General features: G+C 31.1%; 21 protein-coding genes, 1 tRNA gene and 1 rRNA gene. 12 read left to right on the top strand and 11 right to left on the bottom strand.

Annotated elements, in window-relative coordinates; genetic code table 11:
* The 10 genes from BM305_RS17030 to dnaA form a co-directional block, all read right to left on the bottom strand.
* Nucleotides 1-179: ribosomal RNA gene (locus BM305_RS17030) — 16S ribosomal RNA — on the bottom strand; the annotation flags it as partial.
* Nucleotides 180-471: 292 nt separating this feature from the next.
* Nucleotides 472-559, bottom strand: a tRNA-Ser gene (locus BM305_RS17025).
* Nucleotides 560-744: 185 nt separating this feature from the next.
* The gene (locus BM305_RS17020) at nucleotides 745-1,302 is read right to left on the bottom strand and encodes a Fe-S-containing hydro-lyase (protein WP_092563657.1); all 558 of its coding nucleotides are present in this window, start codon (nucleotides 1,300-1,302) and stop codon (nucleotides 745-747) included.
* A 47-nt stretch (nucleotides 1,303-1,349) separates the two neighbouring features.
* A complete protein-coding gene (locus BM305_RS17015; protein WP_177214784.1) occupies nucleotides 1,350-2,192 on the bottom strand; it encodes a fumarate hydratase in 843 nt (280 codons plus the stop codon).
* A 75-nt stretch (nucleotides 2,193-2,267) separates the two neighbouring features.
* Nucleotides 2,268-4,817 (bottom strand): DNA gyrase subunit A, encoded by a 2,550-nt coding sequence (gyrA, locus tag BM305_RS17010; RefSeq protein WP_092563651.1) that lies wholly within the window; start codon nucleotides 4,815-4,817, stop codon nucleotides 2,268-2,270.
* A gap of 40 nt (nucleotides 4,818-4,857) precedes the next feature.
* Nucleotides 4,858-6,768, bottom strand: a complete 1,911-nt coding sequence (gene gyrB / locus BM305_RS17005; RefSeq protein WP_092563648.1) for a DNA topoisomerase (ATP-hydrolyzing) subunit B — start codon at nucleotides 6,766-6,768, stop codon at nucleotides 4,858-4,860.
* Entirely contained in the window at nucleotides 6,765-7,865 is a 1,101-nt protein-coding gene (gene recF, locus BM305_RS17000; RefSeq protein WP_092563645.1) for a DNA replication/repair protein RecF, read from the bottom strand. The genes gyrB and recF overlap by 4 nt, the downstream gene beginning before the upstream one ends.
* A 16-nt stretch (nucleotides 7,866-7,881) precedes the next feature.
* Nucleotides 7,882-8,094, bottom strand: coding sequence for an RNA-binding S4 domain-containing protein (locus BM305_RS16995; protein ID WP_092563642.1), 213 nt, complete (start codon nucleotides 8,092-8,094; stop codon nucleotides 7,882-7,884).
* 1 nt (nucleotide 8,095) lies between these two features.
* Entirely contained in the window at nucleotides 8,096-9,208 is a 1,113-nt protein-coding gene (gene dnaN, locus BM305_RS16990) for a DNA polymerase III subunit beta (protein ID WP_092563639.1), read from the bottom strand.
* 237 nt (nucleotides 9,209-9,445) lie between these two features.
* Nucleotides 9,446-10,819 carry a chromosomal replication initiator protein DnaA gene (gene dnaA, locus BM305_RS16985; RefSeq protein WP_092563636.1) on the bottom strand — a complete coding sequence of 458 codons (1,374 nt, stop codon included), beginning with the start codon at nucleotides 10,817-10,819 and terminating at the stop codon, nucleotides 9,446-9,448.
* Between the two features lie 532 nt (nucleotides 10,820-11,351).
* On the opposite strand from dnaA, the gene rpmH reads away from it, so the two are divergent.
* The 8 genes from rpmH to rsmG all read left to right on the top strand — a co-directional run bounded on the left by rpmH (nucleotide 11,352) and on the right by rsmG (nucleotide 18,426).
* A complete protein-coding gene (gene rpmH, locus BM305_RS16980; RefSeq protein WP_092563633.1) occupies nucleotides 11,352-11,486 on the top strand; it encodes a 50S ribosomal protein L34 in 135 nt (44 codons plus the stop codon).
* A gap of 46 nt (nucleotides 11,487-11,532) precedes the next feature.
* A complete protein-coding gene (gene rnpA / locus BM305_RS16975) occupies nucleotides 11,533-11,886 on the top strand; it encodes a ribonuclease P protein component (RefSeq protein WP_092563630.1) in 354 nt (117 codons plus the stop codon).
* Nucleotides 11,887-11,888: 2 nt separating this feature from the next.
* Nucleotides 11,889-12,101 carry a membrane protein insertion efficiency factor YidD gene (gene yidD / locus BM305_RS16970; protein WP_177214783.1) on the top strand — a complete coding sequence of 71 codons (213 nt, stop codon included), beginning with the start codon at nucleotides 11,889-11,891 and terminating at the stop codon, nucleotides 12,099-12,101.
* Between the two features lie 83 nt (nucleotides 12,102-12,184).
* The gene (locus tag BM305_RS16965; protein WP_092563627.1) at nucleotides 12,185-13,447 is read left to right on the top strand and encodes a YidC/Oxa1 family membrane protein insertase; all 1,263 of its coding nucleotides are present in this window, start codon (nucleotides 12,185-12,187) and stop codon (nucleotides 13,445-13,447) included.
* 2 nt (nucleotides 13,448-13,449) lie between these two features.
* Complete coding sequence (jag, locus tag BM305_RS16960) at nucleotides 13,450-14,301, top strand: RNA-binding cell elongation regulator Jag/EloR (RefSeq protein WP_092563624.1); 852 nt, start codon at nucleotides 13,450-13,452, stop codon at nucleotides 14,299-14,301.
* A 103-nt stretch (nucleotides 14,302-14,404) separates the two neighbouring features.
* Nucleotides 14,405-15,784, top strand: a complete 1,380-nt coding sequence (mnmE, locus tag BM305_RS16955; protein ID WP_092563621.1) for a tRNA uridine-5-carboxymethylaminomethyl(34) synthesis GTPase MnmE — start codon at nucleotides 14,405-14,407, stop codon at nucleotides 15,782-15,784.
* Between the two features lie 23 nt (nucleotides 15,785-15,807).
* Entirely contained in the window at nucleotides 15,808-17,712 is a 1,905-nt protein-coding gene (gene mnmG, locus BM305_RS16950; RefSeq protein ID WP_092563618.1) for a tRNA uridine-5-carboxymethylaminomethyl(34) synthesis enzyme MnmG, read from the top strand.
* On the top strand, nucleotides 17,713-18,426 hold the full coding sequence (rsmG, locus tag BM305_RS16945; protein WP_092563615.1) for a 16S rRNA (guanine(527)-N(7))-methyltransferase RsmG: 714 nt from the start codon (nucleotides 17,713-17,715) through the stop codon (nucleotides 18,424-18,426).
* Between the two features lie 45 nt (nucleotides 18,427-18,471).
* Here the strand turns inward: rsmG and BM305_RS16940 are convergent, their stop codons facing one another.
* A complete protein-coding gene (locus BM305_RS16940; RefSeq protein WP_092563612.1) occupies nucleotides 18,472-19,422 on the bottom strand; it encodes an alpha/beta fold hydrolase in 951 nt (316 codons plus the stop codon).
* Between the two features lie 180 nt (nucleotides 19,423-19,602).
* Here BM305_RS16940 and BM305_RS16935 point away from each other — a divergent pair, with 180 nt between their 5' ends.
* The 4 genes from BM305_RS16935 to BM305_RS16920 all read left to right on the top strand — a co-directional run bounded on the left by BM305_RS16935 (nucleotide 19,603) and on the right by BM305_RS16920 (nucleotide 22,803).
* A complete protein-coding gene (locus BM305_RS16935; RefSeq protein WP_092563609.1) occupies nucleotides 19,603-20,382 on the top strand; it encodes a sensor histidine kinase in 780 nt (259 codons plus the stop codon).
* Nucleotides 20,379-21,014, top strand: a complete 636-nt coding sequence (locus BM305_RS16930) for a response regulator (protein WP_092563606.1) — start codon at nucleotides 20,379-20,381, stop codon at nucleotides 21,012-21,014. Before BM305_RS16935 ends, BM305_RS16930 begins: the two co-directional genes overlap by 4 nt.
* 122 nt (nucleotides 21,015-21,136) lie before the next feature.
* Nucleotides 21,137-21,904, top strand: coding sequence for a ParA family protein (locus tag BM305_RS16925; RefSeq protein ID WP_092563603.1), 768 nt, complete (start codon nucleotides 21,137-21,139; stop codon nucleotides 21,902-21,904).
* Nucleotides 21,904-22,803, top strand: a complete 900-nt coding sequence (locus BM305_RS16920; RefSeq protein ID WP_092563600.1) for a ParB/RepB/Spo0J family partition protein — start codon at nucleotides 21,904-21,906, stop codon at nucleotides 22,801-22,803. The genes BM305_RS16925 and BM305_RS16920 overlap by 1 nt, the downstream gene beginning before the upstream one ends.

Genomic DNA, 22,803 nt, shown 5'->3' with positions numbered 1-22,803 from the left:
AGCCGTTTCCAGCTGTTATCCCTCTGTATGAGGCAGGTTACCCACGCGTTACTCACCCGTCCGCCACTCAGTCACAAAAGCTTCCACCCGAAGGCTTCCGCTTTTGTGCTTCGTTCGACTTGCATGTGTTAAGCACGCCGCCAGCGTTCATCCTGAGCCAGGATCAAACTCTCAAATAAAGTTTTTTCCTTCAGAAATCTAGCTTGGCTATTTTCCGTATACTTCCCTTCCTCTTACCGGAAGTTCTGTATTTTACTGTTTTTGGGTGCATCTTTTTATAGATGCTGTTCTTTGAAATTCTTTTTGAATTTTCAAGGTTGTTTCACTGTTTAGTTATCAAAGTTCTTTGCTCCTTGTCTTATTTTTTAACAAGTCAGCGATAAATAGTTTATCATATTGATTTGTGTTTGTCAATAACTTTTTTAAATTATTTTTATTTTTTAAATTACTTGAATATTTAAAATAATTTAACGGAGAAAGAGGGATTTGAACCCTCGCGCCGCGCGAACGACCTACACCCTTAGCAGGGGCGCCTCTTCAACCACTTGAGTATTTCTCCTGACAGTAAATTGAACTTAACTTTACTATTTAATTATTTGCGTTAGACGCATTATTTAGTATAGCAGAGGTAAAAAGATTTGTCAACAAATTTTTTAAATTTTTCAAACAATTTTATTTAAGTCCTTATTTTACTGGTGTAGTAGTCAGTAAACTGCAATTTTATTTATTACAAATTCAAAAATACTACATAAATTTTAATTTATATTCATGCACTGCCGTTTCGTATAAATTATTTCCTTTTGAATCTATAACAACAATAACAGGAAAATCTTTTACCTCTAATTTACGAATTGCTTCTGTTCCTAAATCTTCATAGGCTATTACTTCTGATTTAGTAATACATTTTGATAATAAGGCACCTGCACCACCAATTGCAGCAAAATAAACAGCATTTGAGTTTATAATAGCATCCACTACTTGCTTATTTCTTTTACCTTTTCCAATCATACCTTTTAATCCTTGTTCCATAAGTAATGGAGCATATTTGTCCATTCTGCTGCTTGTAGTAGGTCCTGCCGAACCAATTACCTGATTGGGTTTTGCTGGTGTAGGACCTAAGTAATACACAATATTATTTAATAAATCAAAAGGTATTTCTCTATTTTCAATTAATGCATTGTATAATCTTTCATGGGCAGCATCTCTGGCAGTATATATAGTCCCGGTAATATATACGAAATCACCTGCACTTAAATCACACACTATATCACTATTTAATGGTGTATTAATATATTTATTCAAAATAAAACCTCTTTTCTAATATAATTATACTACAATAATTTACTCTACTATAAAATTCTAGTAACATGTCGGTTTACATGACAACAAATATTTATTGCTACAGGAAGTCCTGCAATATGTGTAGGATAAGTTTCAATATTTACACCTAATGCTGTAGTCGTACCACCTAAACCAGCTGGCCCAATTCCTAATTTATTAATTTTATCCAGTAATTCCTCTTCTACTTCTTTAACATATGGAATTGGAGAATGACTATTTATATTTCTTGTTAAAGCCTTTTTAGCCAAGATAGCACATTTTTCAAACGTTCCTCCTATTCCTACCCCTACAACCATTGGCGGACAGGCATTTGGTCCAGCCATCTGTACCGTTTCTAATACAGCGTTTTTTACTCCTTCAATACCATCTGATGGCTTTAACATACAAATACGGCTCATATTTTCACTTCCAAATCCCTTGGGAGCTACCGTTACTTCTATCTTATCTCCTTTTATTATTTCATAATGAATAATTCCAGGAGTATTGTCTTTTGTATTTTCTCGTATTATAGGATCCTTTACAACCGACTTTCGCAGATATCCTTTTTCATATCCACGTCGTATTCCTTCATTAACAGCATTTTCAATAAATTCGCCCTCAACATGTACATCTTGCCCTACTTTTAAAAAAACTACTGCCATTCCTGTATCCTGACAAATTGGTATTAACTCATTTTTTGCTATTTCCATATTTGTCTCAAGCTGTTTTAATATTTCTTTACCCAACTGAGCTTTTTCTGTACTGAATGCCCCTTTTATTGCACTACATACATCTTCAGAAAGAACTAAATTAGCTTCTATACACATTTCCTCAATTGCATTTGTAATTTCTATAGAATTAATTACTCTCATAATAACCTCCTGTACTTATTCCTATTTGTACATAAAAACAGCTATAACTATACAGTTATAACCGTTTTTATATTTTTATATTGTTTCATCATTATCTTGTTCAATTTCATTTACCTGCATTTCAAGATCAAGCTCAGCAGCTTCAACTAAAGGTGACAAGTCATCTTCTGTTACAACTTCACTTTCTCTTACCTTTGCAAAACTTGCAACTCTTATATCCTTAGAATTATCCAAGTTAATTAATTTCACACCTGATGTAATTCTTCCAATTTCAGAAATTTGTTCAACCGCCAAACGTATTATAATTCCTTCAGTAGTAATGATAATAATTTCATTTTCATTATTAACAGCTTTTACACCAATTACATTTCCTGTTTTCTCAGTAATTTTATAACACTTAACGCCTTTGCCGCCTCTTCGCTGAACTGTAAACTCACTTATACTAGTTCTTTTTCCCATACCTAGTTCAGAAACTAATAATAAATAATCACCCTGGGTATCTAATTGCATTCCAACAACTTCATCATCATAAGATAAATTCATTCCTATAACACCCATTGAAGTCCTTCCAGTCGGCCTCACATCATTTTCATTAAAGCGGATACATTGTCCCAGTTTTGTAACTAATATAATGTCCTTTTCAGTATCAGTCACTTTTACCTCAATTAGATCGTCATCTTCTCTTAAATTAATCGCCTGGAGACCTGTTTTACGAATATTTTCGTATTCGCGAATAGACGTCTTTTTTACAATTCCACTTCTTGTTGCCATAAACAAATACTTATTTTCTTTATATTCACTCATTGTAATAATTGCTGTTACTTTTTCTTCGGGCAGTAACTGAAGAAGATTTACAATTGCAGTACCTCTTGCTGTTCTGCTTGCCTCAGGAACTTCATAAGCTTTTAAACGATACACCCGGCCTTTATTTGTAAAGAAAAGTACATAATGATGAGTAGTAGTCATAAATAAGTCCTCAATATAGTCCTCATCAATAGTCTGCATACCTTTTATTCCTTTACCGCCGCGATTCTGACTTTTAAAATTATCAATAGTCATACGTTTAATATAACCTAGACTTGTCATTGCAATTAACGTATTTTCTTTTGGTATTAAATCTTCCATGGAAATGTCAAATTCATCATAACCTATAGATGTTCTTCGCTCATCGCCATATTTATCACGTATTACTATTAACTCATTTTTTATTACTACAAGTAGTTTTTTTCTATCACCTAAAATTTCTTTAAACTCTGCAATTTTCACCATTAATTCTGCATACTCATTTTCAAGCTTTTCTCTTTCTAATCCTGTTAATGCCCTTAAACGCATGTCCACAATTGCCTGTGCTTGCACATCATCTAAAGAAAATCTTTCAACTAACTTTTCTTTTGCTTCTGTTGTATTTTTAGAACCTCTAATAATGCTAATTACTTCATCTATATGATCTAGTGCAATAAGCAGTCCCTGTAAAATGTGGGCTCTTTCCTCTGCTTTATTTAAATCATATTGAATTCTTCTGGTTACAACTTCCTCCTGATGAGACAAATAATATTCAAGCATTTGAAGCAAATTCATTACCACTGGTTCATTATTCACTAAAGCAAGCATAATTACCCCAAAAGTATCTTGTAATTGTGTATGCTTAAATAACTGATTCAGTACAACATTTGAATTGGCATCCCTTCGTAATTCAATACAAATTCTCATTCCCTGTCTGTCTGATTCATCCCGAAGTTCTGTTATTCCATCAACTTTTTTATCTCTATGTAGCTCTGCAATCTTCTCTATTAATCTAGCTTTGTTAACTAAATATGGAAGTTCAGTTACTACAATTCTGCTTTTTCCATTTGGCATGGCCTCAATATCTGTTACAGCCCGTACACGCACTTTACCACGACCAGTTCTGTAAGCTTCCTCAATTCCACGGGTTCCTAATATTGTAGCACCTGTTGGAAAATCTGGGCCTTTAACAATTGGTAATATTTCATCAATATTTGTTTTTCTTTCCTCTTCAATATTATTATCAATTATTTTTATAACAGCATTAATAATTTCCCTTAAATTGTGAGGTGGAATATTAGTAGCCATACCAACTGCAATTCCTGATGCACCATTTACAAGTAAATTAGGAAACCTGGATGGTAACACTACTGGTTCCTTTTCGGTCTCATCAAAGTTAGGAACGAAATCTACTGTATTTTTATTTATATCTGAGAGCATTTCCATAGAAATTTTACTCAATCTGGCTTCTGTATAACGCATTGCTGCTGCTCCGTCACCATCAACTGAGCCAAAGTTTCCATGACCGTCCACTAAAGGATATCTTGTAGACCATTCCTGTGCTAAGTTAACCAATGCACCATAAATTGAACTATCACCATGAGGGTGATATTTACCCATTGTATCACCTACAATACGTGCACATTTACGATGTGGCTTATCTGGTCCATTATTTAATTCAATCATGGCATATAAAATTCTACGTTGTACTGGCTTTAAACCATCTCTTACATCTGGTAAGGCTCTGGAAGCAATAACTGACATGGCATAATCAATATATGATGTTTCCATTGTCTTTTTCAAGTCTACCTCTTGAACCTTATCAAAAATATTTTCGTCCATGTAACTTCCTCCATTTTTTACTTGCAAGAACTAAAATATATTATATATCTAGGTTTTTAACAAATTTAGCATTTGCCTCAATAAATTCTCTTCTCGGCTCCACCTTGTCACCCATTAAAGTTGTAAATGTTATATCAACCTCTGATTTTTGTTCTTGATCCAGTGTTACCCTTAATAAAACTCTTCTTTCTGGATCCATTGTAGTTTCCCACAGTTGCTCTGCATCCATTTCACCTAGCCCTTTATAACGCTGAATTTTATTATTTCCATCCCTTCCAATGTCCAGAAGTATTTTATTTAATTCATCATCACTATACGCGTAATATATTGATTTTCCTTTTTCAACCTTATATAGTGGGGGTTGCGCTAAATAAACAAAACCTTTTTCAATTAACTCAGGCATAAAACGATAAAAAAACGTCAACAATAATGTACTAATATGAGCACCATCTACATCAGCATCTGTCATAATGATTATTTTATGATATCGTAATTTTGACAAATCAAAATCTTCCGATATTCCTGTACCAAATGCAGTAATCATTGCTTTAATTTCATTGTTAACTAAAATTTTATCTAACCTTGATTTTTCTACATTGAGAATTTTTCCGCGTAAAGGAAGAATTGCCTGTGTAGCCCTTGATCTTGCTGTTTTAGCACTTCCACCCGCAGAATCACCCTCTACTATATATATTTCACAGTTCTGAGGATTCTTATCTGAACAATCTGCCAACTTTCCTGGAAGACTCATTCCCTCTAAAGCTGTTTTTCGTCGTGTCAAATCTCTTGCTCTTCTGGCAGCATCTCTTGCTCTCTGAGCCAAAATAGATTTTTCACAAATACATTTTGCAATACTTGGATTCTGTTCCAGAAAATAAGTCAACTGCTCTGTAACAATTCCTTCTACTGCACCTCTTGCCTCACTATTACCAAGCTTTTGCTTAGTTTGTCCTTCAAATTGCGGATCTTCAATTTTAATACTTATAATTGCAGTTAATCCTTCTCTAATATCTTCTCCTGTTAAATTAGTTTCACTGTCCTTTAAAAATTTCTGGCTTCTTGCATAATCATTAAAGGTTTTAGTTAAAGCATTTTTAAAACCTATTAAATGCGTCCCACCTTCAGGCGTTGTAATATTATTCACAAAACTATAGCATCCTTCTGTATATGAACTATTATGCTGCATTGCAACCTCAACAACAACATTATTTTTCTCACCTTCACAATAAATAACATTGTCATATAAAGGATCTTTATGTCTATTTAAATACGTTACGTATTCTCTGATTCCACCTTCTGCATAAAATTCTCTGATCTTTGGTTCTTCCAGCCTTTTATCTGTTAAAATAATTTTTAATCCTTTTGTTAAAAAAGCCATTTCCCGCAATCTTTGTCTTAAAACCTCATAATCAAATACAGTTTCCTCAAATATTTTTTTATCTGGCAAAAATGTTACTACTGTACCTTTTTTATCAGTTGTACCAATTTCCTGTAGAGGATACATAACTTTTCCTCTCTCATATCTCTGCTTATACATTTTTCCATTGGAGTGAATCACTACTTCCAACCATTCCGAAAGAGCATTTACAACAGAAGCTCCTACACCATGAAGTCCACCAGATACTTTATATCCTCCACCACCAAATTTACCTCCTGCATGTAATATGGTAAATACCACTTCAACCGCGGGTAGTCCAGCCTTATGATTTATACCTACTGGTATTCCTCTTCCATTATCAATTACTGTAAGTGAGTTATCTTCATTGATTGTTACATCGATTATATCACAAAATCCTGCTAATGCTTCATCGACTGCATTATCAACAATTTCATAAACTAAATGATGTAAACCTTTAATGGAAGTGCTGCCAATATACATTCCAGGTCTTTTTCTTACTGCCTCCAGGCCTTCTAATATTTGAATCTGGTCTGCACCATATTCTGCACTCATATAAATCCTCCTATTTCTTCTTTTACGACTGTTCCATTTACAACTTTATATACTTGATCCAAAACCATCCTCTTGTTTACAAATTCCTCTAGTCCTGTACAGGTAATAATGGTTTGAATATCATTAATATTATCAAGCAAATAGTTTTGTCTGTTTCTGTCTAGTTCAGATAGAACATCATCTAATAAAAGAACTGGCTTCTCGCCTGTTATCTGCCTAACCATTTCTATTTCAGCAAGTTTTAAAGATAAAGCAGACGTTCTTTGCTGTCCCTGTGATCCATATTTTCTTAAGTCAATATTTTTTATAAGAAACTGTATATCATCTCTGTGGGGTCCAATACTGGTACTTTTCAAAATAAAATCCCTATTTCTATTAGTATTAACTTTACTATAAAATTGATCTTTTTCTACATTGGGTTCATATTGGATTATTAGCTCCTCTTTTTCACCTGACAACCTTTTATGTATATTAAATATTATACTATTTAGTTGTTCAATAAATAAAGACCTTCTTTCAATTATTTGACTTCCAAAATAAACCAATTGTTCATCCCATATACTAAGTGTTTCCAATAATTCTTTCTGTAAACCTATTTGCTTTAACAAATGGTTTCTATGATTTAATACATGATTGTATTTTAATAAATTGTTTAAATATACTTTGTCCAATTGACAAAGCTCCATATCAATAAATCTTCTTCTTTCTCCTGGGCCATTTTTTATTATAGATAAGTCTTCAGGAGAAAAAAAAATTAAATTTATTAATCCTATTAATTGAGATGATTTTTTAATTGGAAGTCCATCTATTGCAATTCCTTTTGTTTTATTTCTTCTCAGATGCATATCTATCTTATGGGGAAATCCTTTCTTTTCAACTAACATCCGAATGTGAGCTTCCGGTTTTTCAATCATAATTAAATCTTTATCTTTACTGCCTTTATGAGACTTCGTAGTCCCTCCTAAATAAACAGACTCTAAAATATTTGTTTTTCCCTGGGCATTATCACCATAAAATATATTAACACATTCTGAAAAGCTGATATTTAAATGATTATAATTACGAAAGTCACTTAACTCTAAAGATTTTATTATCATTTAGCACACCTAAAAACTATTCCTTTATAACTTTTATTTTTTGCCCATTGAATTCAATGATATCTCCAGAAATAATTTTTTTTCCCCTCTGCAATTCCACTTCACCATTTCTTAATACTTTTCCATCTATAATTGCAAATTTTGCCTCAACACCATTTTCAACTAAACCAGCTAATTTTAGCAGCTGTCCTAATTTAATAAAATCATCTTTTATTACTATTTTTTCCATTCTAGTTCACTCCTGCATTAAAATTTACTGGTAAGATCAAGTATATATATGTCTCATCTTTATCCTTTATAAAACATGGTGCCTTTGGGTTAAATAAATAAATTGTTACATCTTCATCATCAATAACCCGTAATGCATCTATTAAGAATTTAGGGTTAAAACCAATTAAAATATCTTTTCCTTCTTTTTTAATATCAATTTCTTCATTCATTGATCCTATAGAAGTATTCATTCTAAGTTCCATTTGAACGCTACTAATATTAATAATAATTGGTTTTTTTTCATTTTCTTTTACTAATAAAGTTGCCCTGTCAATACAATTTAATAGTTCTTTTTTATTTGCAATAATTTTTGTTTCATAGTCATTTGTCAACATTTGATCAATTTTGTAATATTCCCCTTCAATTAATCGGGATACAACAATTGTATTATCAAATTCAAAAATCACATGCTTTTCTGTAAAATACATGTAGACAAGATCATCTGTTCCTCCTGATAATACCTTGTTAATTTCTATTAGTGCTTTTCCTGAAACAATTACTTTTATTGGTTCATAGCTATCTTTAAGCTGTAGTTTGCGAATAGATATTCTATGACCATCTAAGGAAACGACTTTAAATTCTGATTCGCTAATTTCAAATAACTCCCCTGTCATTATTTTATTTGTTTCTGTATCCGAAATAGAAAAAACAGTTTGTCTTATTAAATCCTTTAATGCAAATTGTGATAAAGTAACTTTATTGTTTCGTTTAATTTCTGGTATTCCTGGAAATTCATCTGTTGTCTTTCCCATAATACTAAATTTTGATTTTTCACACTTAATTGTTACTTCATACTTTTCATTTGTAGTGATCACTACTTCACTATCAGGAAGTTTTCTAATAATTTCTAATAATATTTTAGCGTTAATTGCAACTGAACCTTCTTCCTTAATTTCTCCATCCAGTATAGTTTCAATTGCTAATTCCATATCATTTGCAGTTAACTTAATACAATTAGCTTTTGCACTAATTATTAAACACTCTAATATCGTCATTGTTGTCTTAGATGGAACAGCTTTCTGAGCAATATTTACACTGTTTAATAGTGTACTTCTGTTACATATAATTTGCATGTGTTGATAACTCCCTTCAAGTTTAAAAATAAAGATATATATAATAAAACTTAGTAGTAGTAGTAATAGGCGGTGTTAAGTTGTTCATAACCACTCTTAGGCCTTTAAAATCAAGGTGTTTACTTAAGAATAAGTATCTTTATGTTTCATGTATAAGGTGTTAATGAATGTGTATAAATCCACAAAAAAAAATTAATCTGAATTACTTAACAACAAAATCACATAGTTATAAACATATTATTGAGGATTAATTTTCTTTTTAAGTACACCTATTGTATTTTGTAAAGAATCATCAGTTTCAAGATCATTTTGTATTTTCATTATACCATGTAATACGGTTGTATGATCTCGATTCCCAAGCTTTTTACCTATATCTTTCAAAGAAAGATCAGTCAGTTCACGGCATAAATACATACTTATTTGTCTTGGATAAGCTATATTACGGCTTTTCTTACTGGAAACAATATCTGTTGGCTGAATACCAAAGTGCTCTGCAATTATTTCTGAAATAAGCTCAACTGTAATATCTCTTTTATTGTTAGGAGATATAAGATCTTTTAAAGCCTCTTCAGCTAATACAACATCTACATCTTTATTCTTTAACCGGCTTAAAGCAACGATTTTTGTTAAGGCACCTTCCAGTTCACGTATATTTGATTTAATATTTGTTGCAATATATTTCAATACTTCATTATCTATTGATAAACCATCTAGTTCTTCTTTTTTCTTTAAAATAGCCATACGAGTTTCATAATCAGGAGATTGAATATCTACTGGAAGCCCCCATTCAAACCTTGATCTTAAACGTTCCTCTAGCGTTTCAAATTCTTTAGGCGGTTTATCAGATGATATTATAATCTGCTTTTTAGATTCGTGTAATGTATTAAAAGTATGAAAGAACTCTTCCTGGGTACTTTCCTTTCCTATAATAAATTGTATATCATCAATTAAAAGTACATCTATATTTCTGTATTTTTTTCTAAATTCAGCAATAGAAGTGGTGTCTGATCTATTTCTAATTGCTTCGATCAATTCATTTGTAAAGGTTTCACTTGTAACGTATAAAACTTTTGTATTAGGATTTTGTGCTAATATATAATGTGCAATAGAATGCATTAAATGTGTTTTACCTAATCCAACACCACCATAAATGAAAAGTGGATTGTAAACTTCTGCTGGTGCTTCTGCTACAGCTAACGAAGCGGCATGGGCTAAACTATTATTATTACCTACGACAAATGTTTCAAAAGTATATCGAGGATTTAAAAATGGGTATTTTAAATCATTGGATGGCTCTTGCTTAGATTTAACTAATGCGGCAGGAGCAGGCTGACGGTTCTTTAAATCACTTGAAAGTTCAAATTCAATATCAAAACTTTCCCCAATAATTTCTTCAATTGAAACTTTTAGTGGAATACCAAATTTATTAACAATGTATTTTTTGCTATCACCGATCTTACTATCATTAATTGATATCGTTATTAAGTGGTCTACAACAGAAAAAACATCCAGTGCCTGTAGCCAAGTCCTAAAAGAGACATCTGTTATACCGTGTTCTATTTTGAGATACTCCAATATCTCGTCCCATTTTTTTTGAATAATGTCTTCCATTGTAACCTCCCATAAGTAAAAAAACATACATACATATATATTATATCATTTTTCTTAATATTTCAATATTTCATTTAATGAGTTTGTGGATAATTTGGATAAGATCAGTATTTTACTTGATCATTAAGAAAAAAACAAGACCAAAAACACAATATTTTAACAAGTTATACACAGATCAGGATTATATATGCACATGAGTGTGTAATTTTAATTCAATTTATCCACATGATTTAACGTAAACATTTACTCGCAACCAAATAAAAAATAAATAGTTAAAAACAAAATATGTGTAAAGTTATCCACAAGTTATCCACAAAATGTTGATAACTTTATTTTTTTAAATGTTTATATGTGATGTAAAGCGCATAAATGGTTAGTTTTGTGTGTATAAATACGTTTTTTGTATGCAAAAAAATAATTACTTGACGAAACCTTTAATAACTAATATAATTAACTTTGATATTTAAATTAGAATAGATAAAATACGCCTACTTTATTAAATAGAGTTGGCAGTGCAAGGAGGTGTATTGATATGAAAATGACATTCCAACCAAAAAAGAGATCAAGATCAAAAGTACATGGTTTTCGCAACAGAATGAGCAGTGCAAATGGTCGTAAAGTTTTATCTAGAAGAAGAGCAAAGGGAAGAAAGAGATTATCCGCATAGGTCGCAGTTATGTGGCCTTTTCTTCTCTTTAGCAGATTAGGGGATTTTGAAATTGTCAGAATCAATTAAGAAGAATAAGGATTTTCAGATGGTTTACAGGAAAGGAAAATCCTGTGCTAATCATTACTTAGTAATGTATGTATTGAAAAATGATTTTAGTTTTAACAGAGTTGGTATATCAGTTAGCAAGAAAGTCGGTAATAGTGTAGTAAGACACCGAGTTACAAGACTTATTCGAGAAAGCTACAGGCTAAATGGAGAAAAATTTTATAGTGGCTATGATATAGTTGTTATTGCAAGAAATACTGCTAAGGGAAAGGATTATACCGACATTAGCAGTGCTTTGTTGCATTTAGGAAAAATTCATAAGATCTTAAAAAAAGAGATGATTCAGTCGTGATTATGAAGCGATTTTTAATATTGTTACTGAAGTTTTATAGAAAATTTATATCTCCTTTAAAAGGAAGGCCCACTTGTATTTATACGCCTACCTGTTCTTTATATGCAATACAAGCAATTGAAAAGTATGGGGTTTTAAAAGGTGGCTATCTTGCCATAAGGAGAATATTAAGATGTCATCCGTTTCATAAAGGTGGTTATGATCCAGTACCTTAATTTTTCAAAATGCAGTATTATATGAAGAATATATCATTTATTTAAGATTAATAATGAAAGTAGCTTGAAAAGGAGGATATAGATTGGGTATTTTGTTTTTGACACAGGATCAAGGCAAGTTGTTAGGTCCATTTGTATGGCTTTTAGGAGTTGTATTAAATGCATTATTTAATTTTTTAGAAATGTTTCATATAGATAATGCAGCTGTTGCCATTATTTTATTTACATTTTTGGTTAATGCATTAATGATACCTATGACTGTTAAGCAACAAAAATGGTCAAAGCTTCAATCACGAATGTCACCTGAGTTAACTAAGATACAACAAAAATACAAAGGAAAAACTGATGAAGCATCAATGAGGTCACAGCAGGCAGAGACAAAAGCAGTGTATGAAAAGTTTGGGACAAGCCCTACAGGGGGTTGCTTGCCAATGCTGATAACACTTCCAATACTTTTGGCATTATATAGAGTGATTGGAAATATACCTGCATATGTTGATTCAATTAAAGTTGTTTATGAGGGTGCTGCAGAAGCAATTAAAGGCTGTGATGGGTATGTGCAAGTTATGAGTCAGTATGTTGAACAAGTTAAAATTTCAACAAAAAGCTGGGGAGATATTAGTACTGCCTTATCTACAGATGCGAATTCTACAAACTACATTATTGATATATTGGCAAAATTTAAGTCTGATCAATGGAGTGATTTAGCATCACAGTTTCCAGCAATTGGTTCAACTATAACTGAAACAGCAAGTAAGATTAGTCATGTAAATTCATTTTTTGGAATGAATATTGCTGACAGTCCCAAGATTAATTCAATGTCTGTTGTAATACCAATATTTTCGGTTTTGACACAGTTATTGAATACTAGAATGATTATGCCACCAAAGACAGATTCCGTTGATAATCCAGCTGCAGCTTCTATGCAGACAGTAAATAACGTTATGCCGTTTGTATCTGGATTTATGTGTTTTATGTTGCCAATTGGTGTAGGTATTTATTGGGTAGCTGGCTCAGTATTTAGAATTACCCAACAGTTTTTTGTAAACCGCTATATGCGAAAAATTGATGTTGATAGTATTATTGAGAAAAATTTAGAGAAGGCAAATAAGAAAAAAGCTAAATTAGGTAGTGTAAATAGTGAATCCGTACAAAAAGTAGCTATGCAGCGTACCAGTACCATTCAAGATAAGTCTAATGCAGTAAAAAATTCCAATAATAAAGTGGTTAATGAGCCAAAGGAAGTAAAGGATTATAAAAAAGGAGAAACAAATTATGATCCAGGAAGTATATCTTCCATAGCAAATATTTTAAGTGGTAAAAAGGATTCAAGCAAGGGGGAATAGAGATGGATTGGGTTGAGTTCACGGCAAAAACTGTAGATGATGCTATAACAGAAGCCTTAATTAAATTGGAAACAACCAGTGATAAGGTAGAGTGGAAGGTTATCGAAAAAGAAAGCAGAGGAGTTTTGGGATTATTTAGTAGACCTGCAAGAATTACAGTGCGCTTAAAAGCTGAGGAACAGGAAGAAAAGGTTAATGTAGTTGAGAATGTAATTAGTAAAACAGTAGGTAATGCAGTTTCCAATTATGAAGCTGTAGCTAGTGAATTTTTAAAAAATGTATTGAGAGAAATGAAAATTTCGGCTAATGTTGAAACAAAGCTTGTAGATGAGAATCAATTAGATATTAATATTGATGGACAAGACATGGGAGTTCTAATTGGAAAAAGAGGACAAACCTTGGATTCTTTACAATACCTGACTAGTTTAGTAGTGAATAAAGAAAGTTCTGCATATATTAAGGTTAAAATTGATACTGAGAATTATAGAGAGCGCAGAAAAGAGACATTAGAAAATTTGGCAAAGAATATTGCATTTAAAGTTAAAAGAAGTAAACATTCAGTATCACTGGAACCAATGAATCCATATGAAAGAAGAATTATTCATTCGGCGTTACAGCATGACAAATTTGTTGAAACTCATAGCGAGGGTGAAGAGCCTTATCGTAAAGTAGTTGTTACGTTAAAATCAGGTGTTAGAGACAATTCTCATAGAAACAACAGAAAAGGTTATCAAGGTAATTATAATAGTCATAATAATAGTAATCGTGGAAATCGTGACAGTAGAGACAATCGTAGTGGCACATATAGAAAGAATCCTCGAGTGCCAAGAGAAAATAATAATCAGCAGTTATAATTGCTGTTAAGAGCCTGAGCGATTAACGAAAGTATCATAGAGTGATAGACTCTGTTATACTTTCGTTTTTTAATATATTTATAAATTTAGAAAGGAATTTTAAATGAAGACGAATACTATTGCTGCAATTGCAACAGCAGTTAGCAACTCTGGAATTAGTATAATAAGAATTAGTGGTAGTAAAGCAATTGAAATAGCAGATAATATTTTTGTTTCAAAAAGAGGAAAAAATAAAATAGCAGATGCTAAATCACATACTATTTTATATGGATATATTGAAGAACAGGGAGTAACAATTGATGAGGTAATTGTGCTTATTATGAGGGCACCAAATAGCTATACATGTGAAGATGTTGTAGAAATACATTGCCATGGAGGAATTCTTGTTACAAAAAAAATTTTGGAATCTCTTTTTAAAAATGGCGCTATACCAGCTGAACCAGGAGAGTTTACTAAAAGAGCTTTTTTAAATGGAAGAATTGATCTTTCTCAGGCAGAGGCAGTAATGGATTTAATAAAATCAAAAAGTGAATATGCTTTAAAGAGTTCAATCAATCAGTTAAAAGGAAGTGTGTATACAAAAATTAGTAATTTACGTAGAGAAATAATAAGAGATATTGCTTATATTGAAGCTGCGTTAGATGATCCGGAACACATTGATATAAATGGATTTGGAAATGATTTGTACGATAAGACAAAAGAGTATATCAATCAATTGGAAGATTTGCTCAAGTCAGCAAGTCACGGAAAATATATGAAGGAAGGAATTCAGACAGTTATAGTAGGCAAGCCAAATGCGGGAAAATCCTCTTTACTTAATATATTAGTAGGACATGAAAAAGCAATTGTAACTGATATAGAAGGGACAACAAGAGATATTATTGAAGAAACAATACAATTAGATGGTGTGTGTTTAAATATTATTGATACAGCAGGTATAAGAAATACAGAAAATGTAGTAGAGAAAATTGGTGTTGAAAAGGCTAAAAGTTATGTGGAATCAGCTGATCTTGTGTTATTTGTTATGGATGCATCAAGACAGTTAGATGAAAATGATTATGAAATTATTCCATTATTAAAAAATAAAAGGTCAATTATTTTGTTGAATAAAATTGATTTAGATTCTATAATGCTTAGTAAAAGTGAAATTGAAAAAATTACAGAAAAAGATGTAATAGAAATATCTGTAAAAGAGGAACGTGGGGTTGATCTTTTAAAGACATATGTAAAGCAGTTGTTTTTTAATGGTGAGATTGAGTTTAATGATCAGATTTTTATTACAAACGAAAGGCAGAAGAATGCTATTAGGGATAGTGTAGAAAGTTTAAAACAGGTATTGGTATCAATTGAAAATCAAATGCCAGAAGATTTTTACTCTATTGATCTTATGAATGCATATGAAAAATTAGGAGAAATTACTGGTGAATCAGTTGGTGAGGATTTAGTAAATACAATTTTTTCGGAATTTTGTATGGGTAAATAGACGTTTAGAAGGAGACGAAAGAAATGTCGTATGAATATGAGAGTTACGATGTGGTAATTGTAGGTGCAGGTCATGCAGGATGTGAAGCAGCTCTTGCTTGTGCGCGTATGTCACTTAATACTATTATGTTTACTGTTAGTATGGATAGTGTTGCTTTAATGCCATGCAATCCTAATATTGGGGGAAGCTCAAAGGGGCATTTGGTTAGAGAGGTAGATGCTTTAGGCGGCGAAATGGGAAAAGTTATTGATAAAGCTTATATTCAATCTAAAATGTTAAATAAATCCAAGGGTCCTGCTGTGCACTCACTGCGAGCGCAGGCGGATAAACAGGATTATACAAATGAAATGAGAAGGGTATTGGAAAATACACCAAACTTAACGTTAAAGCAAGCTGAGGTTACAAAAATTTTGGCTGAAGATAATACAATTACTGGGATAGAAACGTTATCAGGTGCTATTTATAGATGTAAGGCTGTTGTTCTTTGTACAGGAGTATACTTAAGGGCAAGATGTGTATACGGTGAAGTAAGTAATCATACCGGTCCAAATGGACTGGCAGCTGCTAATCATTTATCAGATAGTTTAAAAGAAATTGGAATAGAATTATATCGTTTTAAAACAGGTACACCTGCAAGAATCGATAAAAGATCAATAGATTTTTCAGTAATGGCAGAGCAAACAGGTGATGAAAAGGTAGTACCATTTTCATTTACTAATAAATCGGAGGATATTGAAAAAGATCAAGTTTCGTGCTGGTTAACTTATACAAATGAGGTGACTCATACTATTATTCGTGAAAATTTGGATCGTTCACCGTTATTTTCAGGATATATAGAAGGTACAGGTCCAAGATATTGTCCTTCTATTGAGGATAAAGTTGTACGCTTTTCTGATAAAGACAGACATCAGGTTTTTATTGAACCTGAAGGAAATTATACAAATGAAATGTATATTGGGGGAATGTCATCATCACTTCCTGAAGATGTACAGTATAAGATGTATCGTTCTGTAAAGGGGCTTGAAAATGCAAAGATAGTAAGAAATGCTTATGCTATAGAATATGATTGCATTAATCCTATGCAGTTAAAACCTACTTTGGAGTTTAAGCAGATAAAAGGATTATTTAGTGCTGGTCAGTTTAATGGTAGTTCCGGCTATGAAGAGGCAGCTGCACAAGGGATTATTGCTGGAATTAATGCAGGGCTAGAAATATTAGAAAAGGAACAGATTGTTCTTGATCGATCTCAAGCTTATATAGGTGTGTTAATTGATGATCTTGTTACAAAAGAAAACTACGAACCATATCGAATGATGACATCAAGAGCAGAGTATCGCTTGATTTTAAGACAAGATAATGCTGATCTTAGACTATCAAAAATAGGATATCAGGTTGGATTAATTTCTCAAGAAAGATATGAACAATTAGTTTTGAAAGAACAAATGATTTATGCAGAAATAGCTAGACTTGAAGAAACTATAGTTGGTGCTACAAAGGAAGTTCAGGAATTATTAATAAAAAATAATAGTACTCCTATTAATTCTGGTGCTACATTAGCTGAATTAGTAAAACGACCTGAACTAAATTATGATTTACTTGAACCAATAGATGTAAAAAGAAAAAAATTACCAAAGGATGTAACGGAGCAGGTTTCAATTAATTTGAAATATGATGGTTATATAAAAAGACAGTTAAGGCAGGTAGAACAATATAAAAAGCTTGAAAATAAAAAAATACCTGAGAATATTAATTATAATGATGTAAATAGTTTAAGAATAGAAGCAAGACAAAAACTTACTAAGATACGACCAATATCTGTTGGACAGGCATCAAGAATATCAGGAGTGTCACCAGCTGATATTTCTGTTTTACTTGTATATTTAGAGCAAAACAGAAGGGTAAAAAATTGTGAAAGGAATATGGAATAAATGAATATAGAATATTTTAGTAGATTAAATGATTTAATTCATATTTCTTTAACAGAGAATCAATATCGCCAGTTTGAAGTATATTATGATTTATTAATTGAAAAAAATAAGGTAATGAATTTAACAGCAATTACGGAAGAAAAAGATTTTATACTAAAACATTTTGTAGATAGTATTTTGTTAGCAAAGTATTATAATCTTAATAATAAGAAAATTATAGATATGGGTACTGGTGCAGGTTTTCCTGGAATTCCATTAAAAATAGTTTTTCCTGATACTGAAATTGTTCTTATGGATTCATTAAATAAAAGAGTTAAATTTTTATCTGAGGTAATTAATATTTTAGAACTAAAAAATATAGAGGCTGTTCATTCCAGAGCAGAAGATCTTGGAAGGGATACTAGATATAGAGAGAAGTTTGATGTATGTGTATCAAGAGCTGTTGCTAATTTATCAACTTTATCAGAGTACTGTATACCATTTATAAAGGTTAATGGTATATTTATTTCTTATAAATCTGGTAACATAAAAGAAGAATTAGATCTATCTAAAAATGCAATCTTAAAGTTAGGTGCTGAAATTGATAAAGTGGAGGAATTAGAGTTACCTGATTCAGATATAAAAAGAACTTTTATATTTTTAAAAAAGAACAGTTCAACATCCAATGTTTATCCAAGATTAGCTGGAAAGCCAGCAAAAGAACCCATAAAATAGGTTGACAGCTTATTGAAATAAATTATTATTTCAATAAGCTGTTTTTTATAAATATATTTCACATATTTTTAAAAATTCACTTGGACATTCTATGTGTGGTAAATGTTTTGTATTTGGTATAACTTCTACTTCAATGGACGAATTCATATTTAAATACGATTCCTGTATTTCTGTCATATTAATTTCATGCTGGCCAAGCAAGATATAAATATTGTTATTAATTTCTTTTAGTGCATGATTAATATTAATATTTGTATAGCGGCTTGACATGCTTGAAAGTAAATATTTTGCGGAAAAACCGTTAAGATGTGCTGCTTCATAGTAGGCGTCAATGATCCTGCTTTTCAACTTTTTACTTGCATAAAAATTATTTTCTAAAAATTCGTTTCTAATTGCAAATTTGTTTGCCTTAGTATTATAAATTAAAGTACCTATAATAGGAGTTTCTATTAAATGCTTCAGTAGTTTGTTCGAATACGTTGGAAACTTGGTTGTATTCGAAATATCTTCTGGATTTACTAATATTATATTTTGAAATAGTTGTGGCTCAATGTAGCAAGTCATTATTACAGCAGGTGAACTGTTGCCTGTAACAATAACAGATGTTTTATGTTTTATTACATTTTTCACAAAATCTGTTATTAACTGAACATATAAATAGTTTGTATATGTCATTTTAGGTTTGTCAGAACGACCACAACCAATTAAATCAATAGTATAGACAGTATGATTTTCTGAAAGTGAATTAATAACTTCTTTCCATTCATAGTCTGAACTCATATAATTTAGTTCGTGTATTAGTAAAAGCGGGTTTCCGTTACCTCTTTTAGTATAATAAATCTTACCAAATCTCCAACTATAAAAATTATTATTATTTGACGGTAGTTTTTCTTTTATTGTTGCAAAAAAGAAAATAATTTTATTTGTAAAATGTATAACTGTAGTACATATTAAAATAATAGTAATTATAATAGATATCTTTTTCTTATTATTCAAACTAATACTCCTTTCATTTTGTACAATCACTAATAATATTATATGTTAAAAGTGGTACAGATACAATTAAAAATTGTAATATTTTTTAATATATTTAGTAAAAAAAAATACCTCTATATTGTTTTACATCAAAGTACATTTAGTATATAATAATAATATATTAATACATTGGGGGTTATTATGGAGAAAAATGCAGATTTGCATAATAAAGTTAATCAAAATGATAAATCTCTATGCAAACAGATAAAAGAAAATGCAAATAATAATTTGGTAAACATGTATTCTGTCAGTAATAATCTAAGCTTATTGCAGGCTCAGGAGAAAGAAAGGGCGAGGGTTGCTAGAGAACTACATGATTCTGTTGTACAAAATTTATCTAGCCTTGTCCATAAAGCAGAATTTTGTATGAGACTAATGGATAGTGATAGTATTAGGGTTAAATTAGAGTTACAAATTATTATTGCAACATTGCAAAGTACAATTAAAGAAATTAGAGATGTTATATATGATTTAAAACCTTATAATCTTGTTGAACAAAATTTGACAGAGTGTATAGAAAAATATATAAGTAGTATAAATTTTTCACAAGGTGAGACGGTTTTTATATTTAAAGTTACAGGAAAAGGTAACTATTTAAAAGATATATATATCTTGACAATATTTCGCATTTTACAAGAGGCATGCAATAATATATTGAAACATGCACATGCAAAAAATGCTTTTATCTATTTGAATTATAATAAAGACAGCATTGAATTAAAGGTTGAAGATGATGGTGTGGGATTTGATTTAGAAGATATGACTAAGCGTGATGAAGTTATTAAAAATTTTGGACTTTCAATTATGAAAGAGCGGATTAATTTATTAAACGGTATATTTGATATTTCTTCTAAAAGGAATGAAGGTACTAGTATTTATGTGAAAATTCCAAAAAAATTATTAAAAGGAGACATGGAATGACACCTATTAAAGTATTGTTAGCTGATGACCACTTAATGGTGCGAGAGGGGCTGCGCCAGATCCTAGAGTTGGAGGAGGATTTAGAAGTAGTTGGTGAAGTTGGAGACGGCATTCAATGTATAGATGAGGTTTACAATTTAACTCCAGATATTTTACTATTGGATATTAATATGCCAAAATTAAACGGGATTGAAGTTCTTAAGATGTTACGTGAGAAAAAAAATGGTACCAAAATAATTGTGCTTACATTTTATAGTGATATAGAAATACTAGAAGAAGCTATTGAATTTGGTGCAAATGGATTTGTTTTAAAGGAGTCAGAATCGTCTTTACTAAAAAAGGCAATTAATGTTGTCTATAATGGAGAAAAATATATTCAGCCATCACTGGCAGCAGTAATGAGAAAAAGGCAGTTTCAAAAAAGCAGTAATCTAAGCATTTTAACAAAAAGAGAACTGCAAGTTTTGAAACTAGTTGTTGAAGGGTTATATAATAAGGAAATTGCATATCAATTAAATATTAGCGAGAAAACGGTAAAAAATCATATTTCTAACATATTTAGAAAAATTGATGTGTCTGATAGAACACAAGCAGCTGTTTATGCTATAAGAAATAATCTCGTTAGTATATAATGTTTCACGTGAAACATTATTGCATTTAAATATTAGTAAAATATAATATAGATTAATTACTATATAAATGTTATAATTACACTGAAGTTTTTTATATGCATTATTTTTAGAAAGGTGATTTAATGAGCCGTATAATAGCAGTATCCAATCAAAAAGGTGGTGTAGGAAAAACAACTACAGCAATAAATTTGTCTGCATGTCTTGCAGAAAAAGGGAAAAAAGTACTAGTTGTGGATGTCGACCCACAGGGAAACACAACAAGTGGATTTGGAGTCGATAAATATAATATTGAATATACAATTTATGAGTTAATGGTTGGAGAATGTACATTAGAGGACTGTATTGTACCTAATGTAATTGAGAACCTTTCACTAATACCTGCAAATGTAAATTTGGCTGGTGCAGAAATTGAATTGATTGACGTGGATGAAAAAGAATATATATTGAAGAAGCAAATTGATAAAATATCAAAGTATTATGACTTTGTTATTATTGATTGCCCACCGTCACTAAATGTATTGACTGTTAATGCAATGACAACGGCAAACACTGTATTAGTTCCAATACAGTGCGAGTATTATGCATTAGAGGGATTATCTCAGCTTATACATACAATTAATTTGGTTAGAGAAAGACTAAATGAAGAACTTGAAATAGAAGGTGTTGTATTTACTATGTACGATGCAAGAACTAATCTTTCTCTGCAAGTTGTTGAAAATGTAAAGGCAAATCTAGAGCAAAATATATATAAGTCAATCATACCTAGAAATGTAAGATTAGCAGAAGCGCCAAGTCATGGGATTCCTATAAATATATATGAGCCAAAGTCAGCAGGAGCAGAAGCATATCGGTATTTAGCTGATGAAGTTATTGAAAGAGAGGAGAACTGATGACAGTTAAAGGAAAACATGGATTAGGTAAAGGTTTAGATTCTATGATTCCAGCTAAAAAAGAAAAAATAGTGGAGACCGTAAACGTAGATAATAATGTTTCACGTGAAACATTAATTGATATTAATAGCGTTGAACCAAATAGGGATCAGCCTAGAAGAAAATTTAATGAAGATAGTTTACATGAGTTAGCAGAATCAATAAAGGAGTTTGGTGTAATACAACCTTTAATTGTTCAAAAAAAAGAAGACTACTACGAAATAATAGCTGGTGAGAGAAGATGGAGAGCGGCAAGAATTGCTGGGATAAAAACGGTTCCAGTAATTATTAAAGACTATTCTCCACAGGAAGTAATAGAAATTGCATTAATAGAAAATATACAACGGGAAGATTTAAATCCAATTGAAGAGGCAATGGCATATAAAAAGCTAATAGATGATTTTTCACTTAGGCAAGACGAAGTTGCTGATAAGGTTTCAAAAAGTAGAGTTTCTATTACAAATTCACTTAGATTATTAAAGTTGGATAAAAATGTACAGCAAATGTTAATAGATGATATGATTTCAAGTGGACATGCCCGCGCATTATTAGCGTTGACTGATTTAAGCTTGCAAAATGAAATTGCTATGACAATTATTGATGAAAAACTAAGTGTTAGAGAAACCGAAAAATTAGTAAAACAAATTTTACAGCCAAAAGAAGTTAAGAAGAAAGTTATTAAAAAACAAGATAATTCAATTTATAGAGATTTGGAAGAAAAACTAAAAAATTCAATAGGTTCAAAAGTCAATATTAATAGAAAGAACAATAATAAAGGCAAAATTGAAATTGAATATTATTCGGAGGAAGATTTAGAAAGAATTGTTGAACTATTCTTTTTATGCAAAAACAATGGGTAA

Source organism: Anaeromicropila populeti, assembly GCF_900112775.1.
Classification (GTDB): Bacteria; Bacillota; Clostridia; order Lachnospirales; family Lachnospiraceae; genus Anaeromicropila_A; species Anaeromicropila_A populeti.
This window is presented reverse-complemented; position numbering and strand designations above follow the sequence as displayed.